Below are 19,391 nucleotides of genomic sequence, written 5' to 3' on the forward strand. Positions count from 1 at the left end.
CGCCCCCGCCCCCCAACTCGCCAAATCTGTCACCCATCCATCCGGTCTAAAATGTCACCCCTCCATCCGCTGGACAGCTCCAGCGCCGGCGTCGAACTGGAGACGCGTGGATCCGGTGGGCACCGGCCGATGAGGTCTGCGCGAACCCGCAACCGCTCCGAGGCGATCGCCGGGATGCTGATGGTGGCGCCGGTGCTGGTGTGGCTGGCGGCGACCATCCTGTATCCGCTCGGCGCCGCGGTGGCGATCAGCCTGCGCGATATCCGGGTCATCGGCTCCGATGGCGGCTTCGTCGGGCTCGGCAACTATGTCGACGTGCTGGAGATGGCCCGGCTGTGGGCGGCGCTGGGGCGCAGCCTGGTCTGGGTCGCCGGCAACGCGGTGCTGCAGACGCTGCTGGCCCTAGGCACTGCGCTGCTGCTGAACCAGCGCTTCCGCGGCGTGCGGCTGGTGCGGGTCTGGGTGATCCTGTCCTGGATCGTGCCGACCATCGTCGTGGTCATCATCTGGCGCTGGCTGCTCGGCACCTCCGGCGGGGTGATGAACTATCTGCTGGTGTCGCTCGGATTGACCGATCGGCCGGTCGGCTTTTTTGCCGGTCCGGGCAGCGCCATGGCCTCGCTGGTGGTGATCAACTCCTGGCGCTGGTTCCCTTTCGTCGCGGTGATGCTGCTGGCCGGGCTGCAGCGTATCCCGGCCGACCTGTACGAGGCCGCGGCGATCGACGGCGCCGGCCCGTGGCAGCGCTTCCGACGCATCACCTGGCCGCTGCTGCAGCCGACCATGCTGGTGCTCGCCGTGGTCGGCACGCTGCTGTCCTTCAACGTCTTCGACATCATCTGGCTGACCACGGCGGGCGGGCCGTCCGGCGCCACCCAGACGCTGCCGGTGCTGATCTACGAGACCGCGTTCAAGTCGTACCGGCTGGGCCAGGCGGCGGCGATGTCGGTGCTGGTCAGCCTGCTCCTGATGGCGCTCGCCGTCCTGCTGACCCGGGCGCTGGCGCCGAAGGGGGTGGGATGAGGCGGGGGCTCGGTCAATCCCTGGCGATCGGCGGCGGGCTGCTCGGCCTAGCCGCGATCGTGCTGCTGCCGTTCTGGTTCATCGCCACCGGCGCTATCAAGGCGCCGCAGGAGATCATCGCCCGGGTGCCGACGCTGGTGCCGCACAGCTTCACCCTGCGGCATTTCGACAAGCTGCTCGGCGCCTCGGACTATCCGCGCTATCTCGGCAACAGCCTGGTGGTCGGGCTGGGTTCGACCGCGATCACCGTGGTGCTGTCGGTGCTGGCCGCCTACGGCTTCTACCGGCTGCGCTTTCCCGGGCGCGACCTGCTGTTCCGGGCGGTGCTGGTGGCCTATGCCTTCCCCGGCATCCTGATCCTGATCCCGCTCTATGGGATGATGTCGCAGGCCGGGCTGGTCGACACGCCGGCGGCGCTGGTGATCGTCAACGTCACCTTCGCCTCACCCTTCGCCATCTGGATGATGCGCAGCTTCTTCGCCTCGATCCCGGTGGAGCTGGAGGAGGCGGCGCTGATCGACGGCGCCTCGCGCCTGGCGATCCTGCTGCGGATCATGGTGCCGCTGGCGGCGCCCGGCATCGCCAGCGTCGCCATCTTCGCCTTCATCGCCAGCTGGACCGAATATCTGTTCGCGTCGGTGCTGATCCTGTCCGACGCCAACCGCACCCTGCCGGTCGGCTTCGCCGGCATCATCGGCCAGTACCAGATCGACTGGGGCCTGCTGCTGGCCGGGGCGACGCTGGCGACGGTGCCGGTGGTGCTGCTGTTCGGCATCGTCGGCCGCTGGTTCATCGCCGGGCTGACCGCGGGTGCCGTGAAATAGAAAAAGCCCCGCCGTCGGCGGGGCTTTCGCATCAGCTCATCAGGATGAAGCGCGGGCGCTCAGTGGGCGCTGACCGGCTCCATGTCGTTCTGGCGGACCACGGCGAAGGCGAGGTCCCGGTCCTTGACCATGGCCAGCGGGGTGCCGTCGGCGCCGTGCACGGCGAAGGCGGGCTCACCCTCGACCACCACCGGCTTGACGAAGGCGATCTGGTTCAGCCCGATCGCCGCGAAATCGGTCGGCGACATCTGGGTGAAGGTGGGGATGGTGTCGGTGTTCATGATGGTCACCAGGTGTTTCGGTTCAACCTTCGACGTCAGTCGAGACGTCGATCGCGGTCTTGCCGTTGGGTTTCGCCGCAGAACGATTGATGGCGATGGTCCGGACCTTGGCCTCGGGCACCGGTCGGCGGAGATCGATGTTGAGGAGCCCGTTGTCGAGCGAGGCCCCGGTCACTTCGATGCCCTCGGCCAGCACGAAGGCGCGCTGGAACTGGCGGGCGGCGATGCCGCGATGCAGGAACAGGCGCTCCTTGTCGTCGGCCTGCTTGCCGCGGACCACCAGCTGGTTGTCCTCGATCTGCACCGTCAGGTCGGCATCGGTGAAGCCGGCGACCGCCAGGGTGATGCGCAGCTGGTCCTCGCCAAGCTGCTCGATGTTATAGGGCGGATAGCCGTCGCTCGGCGTCCTGCCGATCCGGTCGAGCGTCCGCTCGAACTGCTCGAAACCGAGCAGGAGCGGGCTGTTGAACAGCGACACCCGCGTCATGGTCACTCCTCCTGAGAGCGAGCTTGCCGGAACCCCCGGCTCGGGCGGCCCGGTTGTCCGGCGCCTGCGGAGCAGGGACCACGCGGCATCCCCACTCTCGTTAAGTAGCAAATTGGGGGGTGACCGGTCGGTTTCAAGATCGGCCGGGGCGTGGCGTTCGGGAGCGGCCGCATGCTATCACTCGACGCATGAGTCAGAAGCTGGAAGGCGCGGCGCCGAAGGGCAAGGCCGCCACGGCACCGAAGACGGCGACGGGCACGACCCGGCGCGGCCGGCCCCCGCGCGCCGGGCTGTCGCACTGGCAGGAACGGGTGCTGGACCTGGTGCGGGCCAGCGCCGAGCCGGCCAGCGCCTACGACATCCTGCGCGAGATGAAGGGTGACGGCATCACCGCTCCGCCCGTGGTCTATCGGGCGCTGAAGGGGCTGCTCGACCGCGGCCTGGTGCACCGGATCGAATCGCTCAACGCCTATGTGGTTTGCGGCGGGCCGGACCACCACCACACCCATCCGGCGCAATTCGCCATCTGCCGCGACTGCGGCCGGGTGGAGGAGATCACCGATGCCGCGGTGGACGGGCTGATCGAGGCCTGGACCGGGCGCATCGGCTTCGTCGCCGACAGCCGGACCATCGAGATCCTGGGCCGCTGCCGCGACTGCGCCGCCAACGCGGTGGTCGCCGCCGGCTAGGGTCTGGTTCGCAGCCCACTGCCGCCGATTGTTTTGCGCTGCCTCTCCCGCCGGACGCGGGAGAAGGCAAAAAGAGCGCTTGACCGGCTGACGCGGGTCACCGCGTCGATCCCGGCTTGGATGAGCGCCGGCAGAGGCCGGCGCTGGGCTGCCCGGCCTGCAGATGCCGCTTGGTTCAAAGGCGCCTGTTTGGATGACGATCACGTCATCGCCTCGCCGACACCAGCCGCGCCGAGGGCCCTCAGCACGGCCTCAAGCGCCTGGCGCGCGAGGTCCGGCGCAGCCCGCCGCTCAACGCTGCCGTGGACAACCTGAAGCCAGATGCCGATGACGATATCGGTCGCCAGCTCCGCGTCCTGCACGGCCAGGCGCCCCTGGGTGATCGCTTCGGTCAGGTCGGCCCTGAGATTCGCGCGGATTCCCCGGCCGGGCGCGGTGACGATCTGTGCGCCCCGGACCACGAGCCGCGCCCAGAGGGGGTCCTCTATCGCCTTCTCCAGGAGCTTCGTGAAAGCGAAGGATAGGCGCTCGATCGGATCCGAGCGGTCGAGCCGGGATGGCGCCAGGAGGTCGTCGAAGCTCTCGACGAGCTGCGCGCCCACCGCGGCGACCAGCTCCTCGACGCTCAGGAAGTGATAGTAGAACGTCCCCTTGGCGACGCCTGCCGACTCCACCACGGCGTCCACCGTGAGCGCCTCCGGCGGCCGTTCGGCCAGAAGCATGGTGCCGGCTTCCAGGATCTGCGCCCGGGTCCTGGCCCGCTTCTCCCGGCCGATCTCTGCCCTGCGTGCCAGATCAATCTTCGCCATCAGCCATTGCCTCCAATCGGTCCGCGAATTTCGAATTGACGATATAGTCAAATTGATCTAGATGGTCAATCCGAGATCGGCCGGCGCGATCGCCTGCCCTCCAACATCACCAGTTCCCTGCAACTCGACCCTATTCGGGTGGAAGGCTTCCATGCGCCTCGCATCAGGTCCATTCCTCTGCGCCTGCCTCGCCTGCGTGATCCTCGCGGGCTGCAAGGACGAGAAGAGCACCGCGCCCGCGGCCGTGCGGCCGGTCCGGGTCGTCGAGGTGACGCCCCACAGGCTTGGCCTGGTGGCGCAAGGCGCCGGCCGCATCCAGTCGCGCTATGTGAGCCGGGTGGGGTTCCAGGTGGACGGCCGCCTCGTCTCCCGCGACGTCGATGTCGGCGCTGTCGTCAAGAAGGGCCAGAGGCTGGCCCAGATCAGCGCCGTCGACTATCAGAACAAGGTGACCGCTGCGGAAGCCGACCTCGCCGCGGCCAGGGCCGCGGTCGACCAAGCGGCGCCGCAGGAGGCGCGGTACCGCACCCTGCTCGGACAGGGCTGGGCGACCCGTGCGGCCTACGAGAACACGCTCAAGGCCCTGCAGAGCGCGCAAGCCCAGGTGCAGTCGGCCGAAGCCAATCTGCGCATCGCGCAGAACCAGCTGGGCTACACCGAGCTCCTGGCGCCCGACGACGGCGTGGTGACCGCGACCGAGGCCGATCCGGGCCAGGTCGTATCCTCGGGCCAACCCGTCGTCGAAATCTCCGGAAGCGCCGAGCGCGAGGCCGTCTTCGCCGTCGCCGGCGCCGATATCGCCCATGCGAGTCTCGGCATCGCGGTCGAGGTCTGGCTCCAGGGCCAGCCCGACATCGTGGTCACTGGCTCGATCCGGGAAATCTCGCCGGAGGCCGACAGCGCGACCGGGACCTACACCGTGAAGGTGGCGCTGCCGTCGCCGCCGCCGGAGATGCGCCTGGGCGCCGTCGTCGTCGGTCGCGCCGAGACCGAGGGCCAGGAGGTCGTGAGCCTGCCCTCGACCGCGCTGCTGCAGTCGGGAGCCGGGCCGCAGGTCTGGGTGGTGGGAGAGGACGGCAAGGTGCGCCGCCAGGCGGTCGGGCTTCTCGAGTTCGATGCCAACGCCGTCATCATCAGCCATGGCCTGTCGGCCGGCGAGAAGGTCGTCACCGCCGGCGTCAACGCGCTGGCCGAAGGCCAGCCGGTGAAGCCCGAGACGGAGGTCGAGTGATGTCGCGCTTCAATCTTTCCGAATGGGCGGTCCACAACAAGGCCATCGTCGTCTTCCTGATGCTGCTCTGTGCCGTTGCCGGCATCCGCGCCTATGAGCGGCTCGGCCGGCAGGAGGATCCCGACTTCTCGATCCAGACCATGGTGGTTCAGGTCTCCTGGCCGGGCGCCACCGCCCTCGACACGCTCAATCAGGTGACCGACCGGCTCGAAAAGAAGCTCGAGGAGACGCCGAACCTCGACTACATCAAGAGCTACACCAAATCCGGCCAGGCGACCGTCTTCGTCTATCTGAAGGAATCGACGCCGAAGAGCGAGATCCCGGACCTCTGGTACCAGGTCCGCAAGAAGGTCAGCGACATCCAGGCCACCCTCCCGCAGGGCGTAGTCGGGCCGTTCTTCAACGACGAGTTCGGCGACGTCTTCGGCATCATCTACGGCGTCACCTATGACGGCTTCACGCCGCGGCAGGCGCGCGACTTCGCCGAGACCGCGCGGGCCGAGTTCCTGCGCTCGCCGGATGTCGGCAAGGTCGAGATCTTCGGCGACCAGGACGAGAAGATCTACCTGAACTTCTCGCCGCAGAAGCTTGCCAACCTCAAGCTCAGCCTCGACGACGTGCTCGCGGCCGTCGCCCGGCAGAACGCCGTGGTGCCCTCCGGCGTGATCAACACGCCGGGCGAAAACGTGCTCGTCGACGTCACCGGCGCCCTCCTCACGCCGGAGGGCCTAGCCGGCCTCAATCTCTGGATCAGCGGGCACTTCTACAAGTTGACCGACATCGCCGAGGTCGAGCACGGCTACAGCGACCCGCCGACCAAGATGTTCCGCGTCAACGGCAAGCCGGCGATCGGCATCGGCGTCAACATGCGCTCGGGCGGCAACAATCTCACCTTCGGCCAAGGCCTGCACGAGGCGGCCGGGCGCCTGACGCAGCGCTTCCCGGTCGGCATCGAGCTGAACCTCGTCTCGGACCAGCCCGAGGTGGTGCGCGAGGCCATCGGCGGCTTCACCGAGGCGCTGGTCGAGGCAATCGTCATCGTCCTCGCGGTGAGCTTCCTGAGCCTCGGCGTCAGGGCCGGGCTCGTCGTCTCGCTGTCCATTCCCCTCGTCCTCGCGATCGTCTTCGTCGGCATGGAGGTGATGGCCATCAGCCTGCAGCGCATCTCCCTGGGCGCGCTGATCATCGCCCTCGGCCTCCTGGTCGACGACGCCATGATCACCGTCGAGATGATGATCTCGAAGATCGAGGAGGGCATGGAGAAGATCAAGGCGGCGACCTTCGCCTTTACCCACACCGCCTTTCCCATGCTGACCGGCACCCTGGTCACCATCTTCGGCTTCCTGCCGATCGGCTTCGCCGAGAACAACACCGGACAATACACCTTCTCGCTGTTCGCGGTCATCGCCCTGGCTCTCGCCGCCTCGTGGTTCGTGGCCGTCATCTTTGCCCCCGTGATCGGGCTGTCCGTGCTGCCTGCGCATATGAAGGCGCACGGCACGGCCGGGCCCGGCCGCTTCATGCGCGCTTTCGGCCGGGCGCTCGGCTTCGCCATGCGGCATCGCTGGCTGACGATTGCCGCCTCGCTCGCCGCCTTCGGCGTTTCCGTCTATGGCCTGGGCTTCGTGCCGCAGCAGTTCTTCCCGGCCTCGAACCGGCCGGAGCTCCTCTTGACCATGACCCTGCCGAAGAACGCCTCGATCGCGGCCACCGAGGCGCAGACGGAGCGGCTGGAGAAGGCGCTTGCGAGCGACCCCGACATCGCCCGCTTCTCCTCCTATGTCGGCGGCGGCGCGATCCGCTTTTATCTGCCGCTCGACGTCCAGCTCGACAACGACTTCATGGCCGAGACCGTGGTCGTGGCCAAGGACCTCGAGGCCCGCGACCGGGTCAAGGCCAGGCTCGAGACACTTTTCGCCGAAGAGTTCCCCGACACCGTCGCCCGCGTCTCCCGCCTGGAGCTCGGGCCGCCGGTCGGCTGGCCCGTGCAGTACCGGGTCGGCGCGCCGACCGCCGACGAGGCGAGGCACTACGCCGAAAAGGTCGCGGACGTGCTGCGGGCGTCCGGCCTCGTCCGAAGCGTCAACTACGACTGGGCCGAGAAGAACAAGACCCTGCGCATCGTCGTCGACCAGGACCGTGTCCGCCAAGCGGGGCTCAGCTCGGCGCAGCTCTCTCTCGCGCTCAACCGGGTGATCAGCGGCGCGACGGTCACGCAGGTCCGCGACTCGATCTATCTCGTCGACGTCGTGGCGCGGGCTGCAGCGGGCGAGCGGTCGAGCATCGAAGCCCTGCGCAACCTCCAGATCACGACGCCGACGGGCGCCTCGGTGCCTCTGCGCGAGCTGGCGCGGATCGAGTATGCCCTCGACGAGGGCTATGTCTGGCGCCGCGGCCGCCTGCCCACCATCACCGTGCAGGCGGAACCGCTGCCCGGGACGGAGCCGTCGCTGGTGAACCAGCGCGTCGCCGATGCGATCGACACTCTGCGCGCGTCGATGCCGGCGGGCACGCTGCTTGAGGTCGGCGGCACGGTCGAGAAGAGCGAGCAGAGCAACGCCGCCCTCCTCGCCCAGGCGCCGCTCATGATCGCGCTCATGCTCACCGTGCTCATGGTGCAGCTCGGAAGCTTCCGCCGGCTGGCGCTCGTGATCAGCGTCGCGCCGCTCGGGCTCATCGGCGTCGTCGCGGCGCTGCTCCCCACCGGGACGCCCATGGGCTTCATCGCGATCCTCGGCACCGTCGCCCTGGCCGGCATGATCATCCGCAACTCGGTGATCCTGGTCGACCAGATCGAGCATGAGCGGGCGCGGGGCGTCGATGCCTGGGACGCGGTGATCGACGCGACCAGGCACAGGTTCCGACCGATCATGCTGACAGCGGCCGCGGCCATCCTCGGCATGATGCCGATCATGCACGACGTGTTCTGGGGGCCGATGGCCTATGCCATCGTCGGCGGCCTCGCCGTCGCCACCGTCCTCACGCTGGTCTTCCTGCCGGCCCTTTATGTCGCTGTGAACGGCATCCGCGAGAAGGGCGACCCGAGCGCCAGGCCGAAGACCGCCGCCGTGCCCAGCCCAGTCCCCCAGCACTGACGGGCGGCCCAACCTCCAACACCTGCCGCATTCGCCTCTTGGAGATAACGATGCCAGATGGAACTTCGACTCCAGCTCCGGCGGCCGTGCATCGGCCACCCGCCGCGTCGCCTCGGCGCTCGCCTCGCCCGCCCTTCGACTGCTCTCCTGCTGCAGGCGGCCGTGCGCCCGGATTCTACCAGGCCGGCGTCTATGAGGCGCTGGCCGAAGCCGGGACTGAACACCTAGCCGGCCGGGCTGCAGCTTTTCGCCGCCTCGGCCTTGGCCAGCTGATGGGTGTGGGACAGCAGCCCGGCATCGCCAGGCTCGCCCTGGCCCGGCACCACCACCTTCGCCGCCTTGCCGTAGCGGGCGATCACCGCCTCGACCGATTGCGGCCAGCGGCAGATGTCGGAGTCGGGAACGGCGGCGAGATTGGCCTGCTCGGCCCCCCGGATCATGCAGCCGCCGAACAGCACCGCGCTGTCCGGCAGGAAGGCGACGGTGTTGTCGCGGGTGTCCGCCGGGCCGGGATAGAACAGCTCGATCGTGCGGCCGCCGCCGGTGATGGTGATCGACTCGCCGCTCCAGCTGCGCTGGACAGAGGCGGCGCCGGCAGCCTCCTTCGCCGTCTCGTCGCGGGCCAGCGACCAACCGCCGCGGGCATGCACCGCCGCCAGCCCGGCCAGCCGGTCGTCATGCGCATGCGTCACCACCAGGTTGACCGGCCGGTTCGGCGCCGCCTCCGCCACCCGCTCCAGCAGCGCCACGGTCTGCGCCGGACCCCAGGCAGCGTCGAYCAGCAGCACGTCCTCGGGCCCGATCACGGCCAGGCCGTTGGCCGCGACCCAGCCCTGGTCGGTCTTCCGCCAGCTGGTGTGCAGCCAGATGCCGTCGGCCAGCTCGCGGAAGCCCAGCGGCGGCGGCGTCTCCGCATCCTGGGCCAAGGCCGGCCGGATCAGGGGCAAGGACAGGCCGGCGGCGCAGCCATAGAGAAAGGCGCGGCGGGACGGGGCAGGGACGGGCATGTCGGTCCTCGGATGACGGGACGGCGGATCGGCCGCCCGGCAACGTCCCTCGCCGAGAATCTGGGCGATTCTGGGGCGCGATGCCGGGCGGCGATCGGATGCGAGTCCGTCCATAGCATCCCGTCGGCGATCGGGCGACAGGCTTGCATCTTTCTATTATGTTATATAATAACAATTAAATCTCCGAAGCCCGAGGCTCGCCCATGACCCGCATCCCCGTCACCCTGCTGACCGGCACTCTCGGCGCCGGCAAGACCACGCTGCTGAACCGCATCCTCTCCGAGGCGCATGGCCGGCGCTATGCCGTGATCGTCAACGAGTTCGGCGAGATCGGCATCGACTGCGACCTGGTGGTCGGCGTCGACGAGGAGGTGTTCGCGCTGAACAATGGCTGCCTGTGCTGCTCGGTTCGCGGCGACCTGATCCGGATCATCGGCGGGCTGATGAAGCGGGCCGGCAGCTTCGACCGCATCCTGGTCGAGACCACGGGCCTGGCTGACCCGGCGCCGGTGGCGCAGACCTTCCTGGTCGATGACGAGGTGCGCGAGCGCACCGCCCTCGACTCGATCGTCACCGTGGTCGACGCCCGCAACATCGAGGCGCGGCTGGCCGACAGCGACGAGGCGGAGGAGCAGGTGGCCTTCGCCGACACCATCCTGGTCAACAAGACCGACCTGGCGGACGAGGCCGGGCTGGCGACGGTGGAGGCGCGGCTGCGGGCCATCAACCCGGTGGCGCGGCTGATCCGCACCAAGCGCTGCGACGCCGATCTCGGCACCGTGCTGGACGGCGCCTTCGACCTCGACCGGCTGCTGGGGCTCGACCCAGACCTGCTCGACGGCCATGGGCACCATCACCACCATCATGACGAGGGCGTCGGCAGCGTCTCGTTCCGGATCGACCGGCCGCTCGACGGCCGCCGCTTCGTCGACTGGATCGGCATGCTGCTGGCGATCCGCGGCGCCGACATCCTGCGCAGCAAGGGCATCCTCGCCTTCGCCGGTGAGGACCGGCCCTTCGTGTTCCAGGGCGTGCACATGCTGCAGGAGGGCGATTTCGCCCCGGCGTGGCGGCCCGGCCAGCCGCGCGAGAGCCGGCTGGTGCTAATCGGCCGCAACCTCGACGCCGGGGTGCTGCGCGCCGGCTTCGAAGGCTGCGCCGCCGCATGAGCCTGCTGCTGCCGCCGCGCGCCCTGGCGGAGGAGAGGGGCACGGTCTGGGCCTGGCCGGCGCCGGTGGTGGCCGCGGCCTTCGACGCGGCCGGACATCTGGCGTTCGGCCTGGGCGATGGCACCGTCCGGCTGGCGTCGCCCGACGTGTGCGAGGCAGTTATCGTGCCGGCGCATCGCGGCGCCGTCCTGGCGCTGGGCGCGGATGTCGGCGACGGCTTCCTCACCGGCGGCGATGACGGTCGGCTGCTGCGCGTCGCTCCGGACAGGACATTGGCCGAGATCGCCGCCGTGCCGGGCCGGTGGATCAGCGCCGTCGACGCCGCGCCCGCCACCGGGCGGCGCCTGGCCGTCGCCGGCAGCGAGGTGCTGGTGTTCGACGCGGACGGGGCGCCGGTGACGCGGCTGCAGGGGCTGGCAGGGCTGGACGGCGCCGCCTTCGACCCGCGCGGCCGGCGCATCGCCGCGGCGCATTACGGCGGCGTCACCGTCTGGTCGCCGCGGAAGCGCGCCTGGGCGGCGAGACTGTATGGCTGGCAAGGGGCGCATCTGGCGGTGCTCTGGCATCCGCGGTCGCGTTTCGTGGTCTCGGCGATGCAGGAGAAGGCGCTGCACGCCTGGCGCCTGTCGGACGGCGTGCACATGCAGATGCCGGGCTATCCGACCAAGCCGCGGTCGCTGGCCTGGGCCGATGGTGGCAAGGTGCTGCTGACCTCCGGCTCCGAAGGCGTGGTGTCCTGGCGCTTCACCGGCCGCGACGGCCCGATGGGCGGCACCGCCAGCGAAAGCGGCTGGGCCCGCGGCGTGCCGATCACCCGGGTCGCGGCGCATCCGCACCTGCCGGTCGCGGCCGCCGGCGCCAAGGACGGCTTTGTCGCGCTGATGCCGCTCGACGGCAGCGGCTATGTCCCGGTGCTGCGCCCGAACGGCGCCGCGGTCGAGACGCTGGCCTTCTCGCCCGACGGGCGCTGGCTGGCCGCGGGCGATGCCGGCGGCCGGGCGGTGCTGGTCGACCTGCAGCCGTGAGGGCCTCGTCCGACGTCGCCACCCGCCGGGCTCGGCACTGGCCGGAGGCGCGGGAGGTGCTGAGCCATCCCGATTTCCATCACGGCTTCCGCGAGGCCCAGTCCGGCCGGCCCTTCGACCACCGCCGCGCCGACGCCCTGCCGCGACTCGGCCAGATCCGCTACGAGAACGGACGGCAGATCGCGGCCGAATGCGCCGTGCTGGGCTTGGCGGTGGACTGGCCGTCGCCGGGGCATATCCCGCCGGCCCTGAAGCATCTGGTGCTGCGCCGACTGCAGCCCGGCCGGCGATAGGCTAGGCTGCTGCCCGGTTCGAGGTGTCGGACGGGGCGAGCCATGATGAAGATCGACGGTCAATGCCATTGCGGCCATGTCGCCTATGAGGCGGAGATCGACCCGGAGCAGGTGGGGATCTGCCATTGCACCGATTGCCAGGCGCTGACCGGTTCGGCCTTCCGGGTCACGGTGACCGCGTCGCGCGACCGCATCCGGCTGACCGCGCATGAGCCGAAGGTCTATGTGAAGGTCGGCGACAGCGGCCGCCGGCGGCTGCAGTCCTTCTGCCCGGAATGCGGCTCGCCGCTGTTCGTCACCGGCGAGGGCGCCGATGCCGAGACCTGGGGCATCCGCTGGGGCAGCATCCGCCAGCGCGACCGACTGGTGCCGAAGCGGCAGGCGTGGTGCCGGTCAGCCCTGCCCTGGATCCATCACCTCGAGGACCTGCCGGGCAAGCCGGAGGATTGAGGCCGACGGCGTGAAATATTGACCCGTCATGGCGAGCCCCGCAGGGGCGTGGCCATCCAGCGGCTCGATCTCTGGATGGCCACGTCGCTTCGCTCCTCGTCATGACGGGGAAGGCTGGAGAGACGCCCGGCTACGCCCTTGGTCGATATCGCTCGTCCGGCGCTTTCCGATAGCGCAAAGATGTTATACATTAACGTCAATGGTGCCGCGCCCGCCGGGCGCTATGGTGCCTGACCTTCTCACGCCATCGGCTGACTCATGACCGAGACGCATCACCACCCCGCCCACGCCGCCCGCCGGGCCGGGGAGATCGGGCCGTCGGCCCTGGCCGCGCCGGTCGGGGGCCGCCTGGTCGTCGCCTTCGCGCTGATCGCGGTGCTGTGGCTGGCCGTGGCCTGGGCCATGGGCTGGTTCGGGGGGGCGGCATGAGCAGTTCGTCCGCCATCGGCCGCATCCGCCTCGCCAACCTGACCGCCGGCTATGAGCGCCACCCGGCGGTGCATCATGTCAACGGCAGCTTCGAGCCGGGCACGCTGACCGCCATCGTCGGGCCGAACGGCGCCGGCAAATCGACCCTGCTGAAGACCATCGCCGGGCTGCTGGCGCCCTTGTCCGGCCAGGTCGACCGCGGCGGCCTGCGCCGGCGCGACATCGCCTATCTGCCGCAGTTGGCGGAGATCGACCGCAGCTTCCCGATCTCGGTCGCCGACACCGTGCTGCTCGGCGGCTGGGCCCGGACCGGGATGTTCGGCGGCGTCTCCAAGGATCTGCGCCACCGGGCGGAGGAGGCGCTGGAGGCGGTCGGCCTCGGCGGCTTCGAGGCGCGGCCGATCGGCAGCCTCTCCGCCGGCCAGTTCCAGCGCGTGCTGTTCGCCCGGCTGCTGCTGCAGGACGGGCGGGTGATCATGCTGGACGAGCCGTTCACCGCGCTCGACGCCAAGACCACGCGCGACTTGGTCGACGTGGTCCGGCGCTGGCATGGCGAGGGCCGCACCGTGATCACCGTGCTGCACGATCTCGACCAGGTGCGCGAGGTCTGCCCGGACACGCTGCTGCTGGCCCGCGACCCGATCGGCTGGGGCCCGACCGGCGACGTGCTGTGCGCCGAGAACCTGCTGCGCGCCCGGGCCATGGCCGAGGCCTGGCATGATCGCGGCGAACCCTGCCGGCGGAGCGCGGCGTGACGGCGATGTGGGATTTCCTGGTCACGCCCTTCGTCGACTACGCCTTCATGCAGCGGGCGCTGGTGGCCTGCCTGGCGCTGTCGCTAGGCTGCGGCCCGGTCGGCGTGCTGCTGGTGCTGCGGCGGATGAGCCTGGTCGGCGATGCCATGTCGCATGCGGTGCTGCCGGGCGCCGCGGTCGGCTTCCTGGTGTCCGGCCTGTCGCTGTGGTCGATGGGGCTGGGCGGGCTGATCGCCGGCCTGGCCGTCGCGCTGCTGGCCGGCGCGGTCACCCGGGTCACGGCGCTGCGCGAGGATGCCGCCTTCGCCGCCTTCTACCTGATCGCCCTGGCCGCCGGCGTGCTGATCGTCTCGACCCGCGGCAGCAATGTCGATCTGATGCATGTGCTGTTCGGCACCATCCTGGCGGTCGACGACGCGGCGCTGCTGCTGATGGCCGGCATCGCCACGATCACCCTGATCGCGCTGGCCCTCTTGTACCGGCCGCTGGTGGTGGAATGCTTCGACCCCGGCTATCTGCGCATGGTCGGCGGCGTCGGCGCCCTGGTCCACTTCGCCTTCCTGATGCTGGTGGTCTTGAATCTGGTCGGCGGCTTCCAGGCGTTGGGCACGCTGATGGTGGTCGGCCTGATGATGCTGCCGGCGGCGGCGGCGAAGTTCTGGAGCCGGTCGCTGTGGTCGCTGTTCGCCTGGGCCGCCGGGCTGGCGCTGCTGTCCGGCTATTCCGGCCTCCTGGTCTCCTATCACGGCAGCCTGCCCTCCGGCCCCAGCATCGTGCTGACCGCCGGCGGCTTCTACCTGCTGTCGCTGATCTTCGGGACGCATGACAGCCTGCGGGCCCGATACCTGCCGACCGCGCATTTCGCGCACTGAACTCCCACGGAGTCATCCCATGAGGATACCGTTCCGCGCCGGCCTGCTCGGCCTGTCGCTTGCCGTCCTGTCGCTGCCCGCCGTGGCAGCGGACAAGCTGCAGGTCGTCACCAGCATCACCGTCCTTGCCGACATCGTGAAGCAGGTCGGCGGCGACGATGTCGAGGTCCGCAGCCTGGTCGGCCCCAATGGCGACGCCCATGTCTACGAGCCGACGCCGCAGGACGCCCAGGCGGTGACCAAGGCCGGCCTCGTCGTCGTCAACGGGCTGCAGCTCGAAGGCTGGATGGACCGGCTGGTCGCCGCCTCTGGCACCAAGGCCACGGTCGTCGTCGCCACCGAGGGCGTGCCGACGCGGAAGATGGACGAGGACGGGCAGGAGATCACCGACCCGCACGCCTGGAACAGCGCGGCAAACGGCGCGATCTACGCCGCCAACATAGCCAAGGCGCTGGCGGCCGCGGACCCGGCCCATGCCGCGGCCTACCAGGCCAACGGCGCCAAATACGAGGCCGAGCTTAAGGCGCTGGACGCCTGGGCCCGGAGCGAGGTGGCGACCATCCCGCAGGCCAAGCGCAAGGTCATCACCAGCCACGACGCCTTCGGCTATCTCGGCGCCGCCTACGGCATCGAATTCCACGCCCCGGTCGGCTTCTCGACCGAGAGCGAGGCCTCGGCCGGCGACATCGCCAAGCTGATCGATCAGATCAAGCAGGAGCACATCAAGGCGGTGTTCATCGAGAACGCCACCGACCCACGGCTGGTGCAGCAGGTGGCCAAGGCCTCCGGTGCCGAGATGGGCGGCGAGCTCTACGCCGAGGCGCTGTCGACCGAAGACGGGCCGGCTTCGACTTACGCGAAGATGTTCCGGTATAACATTTCGCTATTGGTCGCGGGGATGAAGCAGAACTGAGGATTTGACGACCGCAGGTCGGGCCCGTATCGCGAACCCGGCCTGCGGGCTTTCCCGGAGTCCACCCGCCTTCCATATTCATGATGCGGCCGGGCCAGGCCAGGAACACGAGGGCCGAGGAGGAATCGATGGCACAGACACCGGCGGTCACGGTGGGTCATGCCGAAATGCGAGACGCCTTCGAATTCGTCAGCATCGGCGGCCCCCTCGGTGCTGAGGCCTATATCTCGCGCGACACCGGGAAAATATACCTGCGAACGGTCGATGGCGATGTGATGGAGGAAGACGAGGTTCCGGACGACCTCGACACCGATCGCTACATCGCCGTGCCCCATAAGACCGAGCTCGATCTCGGCCGAAGGCTGGTGCTGCGCTTTACTGATCATGAGCTTCCCGGCGATCTGGACACCGTCGAAGATCTGTTCCGGCGAAAGGGCGCGTATGCGGGCTTTAAGCGACTGCTGGAAGCGCGAGGCGCGCTCCAGCGGTGGTACGACTATGAAGAACGCGCCACCGAGGAGGCCCTTCAGACCTGGTGTCAGGACAACGGCATTCAGTTGATCGGATGACAGGCCCGACCGACTTCTGAAGCCTCGTGTCAATCCTTCGCCTTCGGCGCCGCCTCGGCCCCGAAGATCGCCTTGGCCAGGCTCATCGTGCCGGGCGGGGTGTCGCGCAGATAAGGCAGGGGACGGCACACCTTCATCGCGGCGACGCCGATGCGGACGCTGAGGATGCCGTTGATCGCGCCCTCGCCGGCGCGGCGGCCGAAGGCGCGCAAGAGGCCGGCGCCGAGGAAGTCGCCGAGATAGTCGTTCGCCGCCTCGATGCCGCCGGCGATCAGCAGCGTCGTCGCCACCCGCCGGATCAGCGCCAGCGTCGCGAACAGGCCGGGGCGGAAGCCCTGGATCTCGGCGATGCGCCGGATCATCCGCAGGTTCAGCGCGCCCGAAACCACCATGTCGACGATGGCGAAGGGCGTCACCGTGGTGATCAACGCCGTGCGCCGCGCGGTGGCGGCGATGGCGGCGCGGCAGGCGGCATCGATCGGCCGCTGGGCGTGCAGCTCCAAGAGGGCGATCAACTCCGCCGGATCGCGCAGCTCGTCGCGCTCGCGCTCCAGCCGGGCCAGCCCGTCGGCCGCGGGACCGTCGCTGTGCAGCCGGCGGAAACGGGCGATAACGGCATCGGCCGCGGCGGCATCGCCGCCCGCCGCCGCCCGGCCCTGGCTGCGGATCTCTTCGACCCGGCCGAGCCGGCGCAGCGCCAGCAGCTCCCACCCCGCCCAGACCAGGATACCGGCCCCGGCGACGGCCAGCAGCGCCAGCGTGGCGGCCTGCAACGGCCCGCCCTGGCTCATCAGGTCGGTGACCAGACGCTCGACCCACAGGCCGATGCCGAGGCCGACCAGCCCGACCAGCGCGCCGAAGGCGATGCGCAGGGCGACGCTGCCGGGGCTGCGGCGGCGACGCAGACCAGGGTCGACCATGTCGGGCGCGGCCGGCACCGGCGCATCCTCCACCGGCACGGAATCGGCCTGGTCGAGCGCGAAGACGGCCGGGGCGCGGCCCAGGTCGCGCTCTCGCTCCGGCGGCTGGTCCAGGATCAGCGGCGGGCGGCTCATGCCAGATCTTCCCCGATCAGGAACTGCAGCGCCCCGTCCAGCCGGATATGCGGCCAGGGCTGGCCATCGGTGCCGAGATCGGCCGGTGGCAGGAAACGCTGGGCGCCGAAGCGGCCGCCGCCGCGGGCCTCGCGCAGGCTGCGCGGCAGCGCGCCGGGATAGGCCGCGACCGGCTTGCCGCCCGGCTCGATCACGCCGGCGACGCAGCGCAGCGTCTCGCCCTCATGCTTGACATCGACTTCGCGGGTGGCGCGCAGCGAGGCGATCGCCATCGACCGGGCGGTGGCGCCCTGGAAAGCGGTGCGGCGGACGCTCTGCTGCAGCACCTCGTCCATCAGCCCGACCAGCGGCTCGTGCCCTTCCCGCGGCAAATGGTCGGCCTTGGTGGCGGCGAACAGCACGCGGCGGATCCGGCTCTCGAACGGCCACAGCCAGTTGATGCCGCCGGTCTTGAAGCAGGTCAGGATGTCGTCCATGGCCCGGCCGAGATCCTCCAGGCTCTCCGGCCCGGCGGCGAGATGGGCCAAGAGGTCGATCAGCACGATCTGGCGGTCCAGCCGGCTGAAATGGTCGTTGAAGAAGGGGCGTATGACCTTGGCCTTGTAGGCCTCGAACCGTTCCTCCATCAGCCGCCACAGCGACCCGCGCGGGGTCTCGCGCGGCCGCGGAAGCGGGCAGAAGGTGAGGGCGGGGGACCCTTCCAGGTCGCCCGGCAGCAGGAAGCGGCCGGGCTGCAGCCGGCTCAGCGGGATCGCATGGGTGCGGCAGGCGCGCAGATAATCGGTGTACAGCCGCGCCGCCTCGATCGCGTCCGTCTCCTTGGCCGGCCCGGCGGGGTCGAGCCTGGTGATGGCGTCGCGCCAGGCCTGCGACAGCGGCGCCCGCACGCCGGTGGTGGCCAGGGCCAGCGCCTCCTCGGCCCAGCCGGCATAGTCGCGCTCCAGCAGCGGCAGGTCGATCAGCCATTCGCCTGGATAGTCGAAGATGTCGAGATGCAGCACCTGGTCGCCGAGCAGGCTGCGCAGGCCGCTCTTGGGCGCGAAGCGCAGCGACAGGCGCAGCTCGGCGACGTTGCGGGTGCCGGCCGGCCAGTCCGGATGCCCGCCTGATCCCGTCAGCCGGGCCACCGCCTCCTCATAGGCGAAGCGCGGCAGCTCGAGATGCGGCTGCGGCCGCAGCACCGCGGCGCGCAGCCGGTCCTCGGCCACGGCGTCGAGCAGCCCGAAGCGCCGCGGATCTGTCAGCCCGTGCACCAGCGCGGCGATGAACACCGATTTACCGGCACGGCTCAGCCCGGTGACGCCGAGTCGGATCCGACGGTCGAACAGCTCGCCGGCCCGATCGAGGAAGTCGGTGGGGAACAGCTCCATGAACGGGCGGCGGGCTCCGATGGCCTTGGAATCGACAGCCGCGGATCAAACCATACGCTTGGCCTTCAAGCGTATGGGTAATTCGATCCGCAACTCAATGCACGGGGTTTCGGGCCTGACGTTGTCAGGACCGAAACCCCAGGGCCCATGTGCGGACGAGGCGCCTCCGCGTCAACCCGCGCATAGTCCACGGGTTGCATCCTCGGCCGCAATCAGCCATTGCTCGGAAGGGCACTGGGTGGGGGCGCCGTGTTCTTTTTCCTGTCGAAACTGATCTGGTTCTTCATCCAGCCGCTCGGCGTCTTGCTGCTGGCGCTGCTGGCGGTGATGGCCGGATTCCTGTTCCGCTCGCGGCGCCTGGCGCGGCGCCTGGCAATCGCCACGACCATCGGCTTCGCCGCGATCTGCCTGCTGCCGGTCGGCGATCTCATCATGCTGCCGCTGGAGAACCGCTTCCAGAAACCGGACCGGCTGCCGGCGACGCTGGACGGGATCATCGTCCTCGGCGGGGCCGAGGAGAACAGGATGTCCGGCGCGCGTGGCGAGCCGTCGCTGAACAACACTGCCGAGCGGCTGTTCGCCGCCCTCGATCTGGCTCGCCGCTACCCCGACACGCCGGTGGTGTTCTCCGGCGGGCTCGGCGACCCGTGGAACGGCATCCCGCCGCAATCGGACATCTTCCGCGACGCCATGATGATGGCGGGGCTGCCGGAACAGCGGATGATTCTGGAAGGACAGGCCCGCAACACCGACGAGACCGTCTGGCTGCTGAAGCAGATGCTGCAGCCGCAAGCCGGGCAGCACTGGGTGCTGGTCACCAGCGCCTATCACATGCCACGGTCGATGGGCCTGTTCGCCAAGGCCGGCTGGAAGGTGGTGCCTTGGCCGGTCGATTATTACGGCCTGCCGCCGCAGCTGGTGCCCAGGGCCAATCTGGTCGAACAGATGGCGGTGCTGAACATCGCGCTGCATGAATGGGTCGGCCTGCTCGCCTATTGGGCGACGGATCGCATCGACACGCTGTTCCCCAGACCCTGACCGGGCG

21 protein-coding genes are annotated in these 19,391 nt (G+C 69.7%); 15 read left to right on the top strand and 6 right to left on the bottom strand.

The window, feature by feature from the left end; translation table 11 throughout:
- Positions 1–129 precede the first annotated feature (129 nt).
- On the top strand, positions 130–1,023 hold the full coding sequence (locus AB4Z01_RS14265) for a carbohydrate ABC transporter permease (RefSeq protein WP_441694635.1): 894 nt from the start codon (positions 130–132) through the stop codon (positions 1,021–1,023).
- A complete protein-coding gene (locus AB4Z01_RS14270; RefSeq protein ID WP_441694637.1) occupies positions 1,020–1,847 on the top strand; it encodes a carbohydrate ABC transporter permease in 828 nt (275 codons plus the stop codon). Before AB4Z01_RS14265 ends, AB4Z01_RS14270 begins: the two co-directional genes overlap by 4 nt.
- A 59-nt stretch (positions 1,848–1,906) precedes the next feature.
- On the opposite strand, the gene AB4Z01_RS14275 is transcribed toward AB4Z01_RS14270, so the two are convergent.
- Both AB4Z01_RS14275 and AB4Z01_RS14280 read right to left on the bottom strand, forming a co-directional pair.
- On the bottom strand, positions 1,907–2,128 hold the full coding sequence (locus AB4Z01_RS14275; RefSeq protein WP_429232473.1) for a DUF1150 family protein: 222 nt from the start codon (positions 2,126–2,128) through the stop codon (positions 1,907–1,909).
- A gap of 22 nt (positions 2,129–2,150) precedes the next feature.
- Positions 2,151–2,615: an Hsp20 family protein gene (locus AB4Z01_RS14280; RefSeq protein WP_441694639.1), complete on the bottom strand. Its 465-nt coding sequence runs from the start codon at positions 2,613–2,615 to the stop codon at positions 2,151–2,153.
- A 188-nt stretch (positions 2,616–2,803) separates the two neighbouring features.
- Here AB4Z01_RS14280 and AB4Z01_RS14285 point away from each other — a divergent pair, with 188 nt between their 5' ends.
- Positions 2,804–3,304, top strand: a complete 501-nt coding sequence (locus AB4Z01_RS14285) for a Fur family transcriptional regulator (protein WP_441694641.1) — start codon at positions 2,804–2,806, stop codon at positions 3,302–3,304.
- 200 nt (positions 3,305–3,504) lie between these two features.
- Here AB4Z01_RS14285 and AB4Z01_RS14290 read toward each other — a convergent pair whose 3' ends face one another.
- Positions 3,505–4,113, bottom strand: coding sequence for a TetR/AcrR family transcriptional regulator (locus AB4Z01_RS14290; RefSeq protein ID WP_441694643.1), 609 nt, complete (start codon positions 4,111–4,113; stop codon positions 3,505–3,507).
- A 151-nt stretch (positions 4,114–4,264) separates the two neighbouring features.
- Between AB4Z01_RS14290 and AB4Z01_RS14295 the strand changes: the two genes are divergently transcribed.
- Together AB4Z01_RS14295 and AB4Z01_RS14300 are read left to right on the top strand one after the other, a co-directional pair.
- On the top strand, positions 4,265–5,344 hold the full coding sequence (locus tag AB4Z01_RS14295) for an efflux RND transporter periplasmic adaptor subunit (protein WP_441694644.1): 1,080 nt from the start codon (positions 4,265–4,267) through the stop codon (positions 5,342–5,344).
- Positions 5,344–8,439, top strand: coding sequence for an efflux RND transporter permease subunit (locus AB4Z01_RS14300; RefSeq protein ID WP_441694646.1), 3,096 nt, complete (start codon positions 5,344–5,346; stop codon positions 8,437–8,439). The genes AB4Z01_RS14295 and AB4Z01_RS14300 overlap by 1 nt, the downstream gene beginning before the upstream one ends.
- A 224-nt stretch (positions 8,440–8,663) precedes the next feature.
- On the opposite strand, the gene AB4Z01_RS14305 is transcribed toward AB4Z01_RS14300, so the two are convergent.
- Complete coding sequence (locus AB4Z01_RS14305; RefSeq protein WP_441694647.1) at positions 8,664–9,446, bottom strand: MBL fold metallo-hydrolase; 783 nt, start codon at positions 9,444–9,446, stop codon at positions 8,664–8,666.
- Positions 9,447–9,649: 203 nt separating this feature from the next.
- Here AB4Z01_RS14305 and AB4Z01_RS14310 point away from each other — a divergent pair, with 203 nt between their 5' ends.
- The 9 genes from AB4Z01_RS14310 (at position 9,650) to AB4Z01_RS14350 (ending at position 15,921) form a co-directional block, all read left to right on the top strand.
- A complete protein-coding gene (locus AB4Z01_RS14310) occupies positions 9,650–10,615 on the top strand; it encodes a CobW family GTP-binding protein (protein ID WP_441694649.1) in 966 nt (321 codons plus the stop codon).
- Entirely contained in the window at positions 10,612–11,640 is a 1,029-nt protein-coding gene (locus tag AB4Z01_RS14315) for a WD40 repeat domain-containing protein (RefSeq protein ID WP_441694651.1), read from the top strand. The genes AB4Z01_RS14310 and AB4Z01_RS14315 overlap by 4 nt, the downstream gene beginning before the upstream one ends.
- Entirely contained in the window at positions 11,637–11,933 is a 297-nt protein-coding gene (locus AB4Z01_RS14320; protein WP_441694653.1) for a hypothetical protein, read from the top strand. Before AB4Z01_RS14315 ends, AB4Z01_RS14320 begins: the two co-directional genes overlap by 4 nt.
- Positions 11,934–11,975: 42 nt before the next feature.
- The gene (locus AB4Z01_RS14325) at positions 11,976–12,383 is read left to right on the top strand and encodes a GFA family protein (RefSeq protein WP_441694655.1); all 408 of its coding nucleotides are present in this window, start codon (positions 11,976–11,978) and stop codon (positions 12,381–12,383) included.
- A 258-nt stretch (positions 12,384–12,641) separates the two neighbouring features.
- A complete protein-coding gene (locus AB4Z01_RS14330; RefSeq protein WP_441694656.1) occupies positions 12,642–12,812 on the top strand; it encodes a hypothetical protein in 171 nt (56 codons plus the stop codon).
- The gene (locus AB4Z01_RS14335) at positions 12,809–13,567 is read left to right on the top strand and encodes a metal ABC transporter ATP-binding protein (protein WP_441694657.1); all 759 of its coding nucleotides are present in this window, start codon (positions 12,809–12,811) and stop codon (positions 13,565–13,567) included. Before AB4Z01_RS14330 ends, AB4Z01_RS14335 begins: the two co-directional genes overlap by 4 nt.
- A gap of 5 nt (positions 13,568–13,572) precedes the next feature.
- Entirely contained in the window at positions 13,573–14,439 is an 867-nt protein-coding gene (locus tag AB4Z01_RS14340; protein WP_441694770.1) for a metal ABC transporter permease, read from the top strand.
- 19 nt (positions 14,440–14,458) lie between these two features.
- Positions 14,459–15,352, top strand: coding sequence for a metal ABC transporter solute-binding protein, Zn/Mn family (locus AB4Z01_RS14345; RefSeq protein ID WP_441694658.1), 894 nt, complete (start codon positions 14,459–14,461; stop codon positions 15,350–15,352).
- A gap of 128 nt (positions 15,353–15,480) precedes the next feature.
- Entirely contained in the window at positions 15,481–15,921 is a 441-nt protein-coding gene (locus tag AB4Z01_RS14350) for a hypothetical protein (RefSeq protein ID WP_441694659.1), read from the top strand.
- 29 nt (positions 15,922–15,950) lie between these two features.
- Here the strand turns inward: AB4Z01_RS14350 and AB4Z01_RS14355 are convergent, their stop codons facing one another.
- Entirely contained in the window at positions 15,951–16,976 is a 1,026-nt protein-coding gene (locus AB4Z01_RS14355; protein WP_441694660.1) for a TIGR01620 family protein, read from the bottom strand.
- Positions 16,973–18,346 (bottom strand): YcjX family protein, encoded by a 1,374-nt coding sequence (locus tag AB4Z01_RS14360; RefSeq protein WP_441694662.1) that lies wholly within the window; start codon positions 18,344–18,346, stop codon positions 16,973–16,975. The genes AB4Z01_RS14355 and AB4Z01_RS14360 overlap by 4 nt, the downstream gene beginning before the upstream one ends.
- A gap of 249 nt (positions 18,347–18,595) precedes the next feature.
- On the opposite strand from AB4Z01_RS14360, the gene AB4Z01_RS14365 reads away from it, so the two are divergent.
- Complete coding sequence (locus AB4Z01_RS14365) at positions 18,596–19,384, top strand: YdcF family protein (protein ID WP_441694663.1); 789 nt, start codon at positions 18,596–18,598, stop codon at positions 19,382–19,384.
- The last annotated feature ends 7 nt before the right edge of the window (positions 19,385–19,391 follow it).

This window comes from Inquilinus sp. YAF38 (assembly GCF_052113205.1).
In the GTDB taxonomy this organism is placed as follows: domain Bacteria; phylum Pseudomonadota; class Alphaproteobacteria; order DSM-16000; family Inquilinaceae; genus Inquilinus.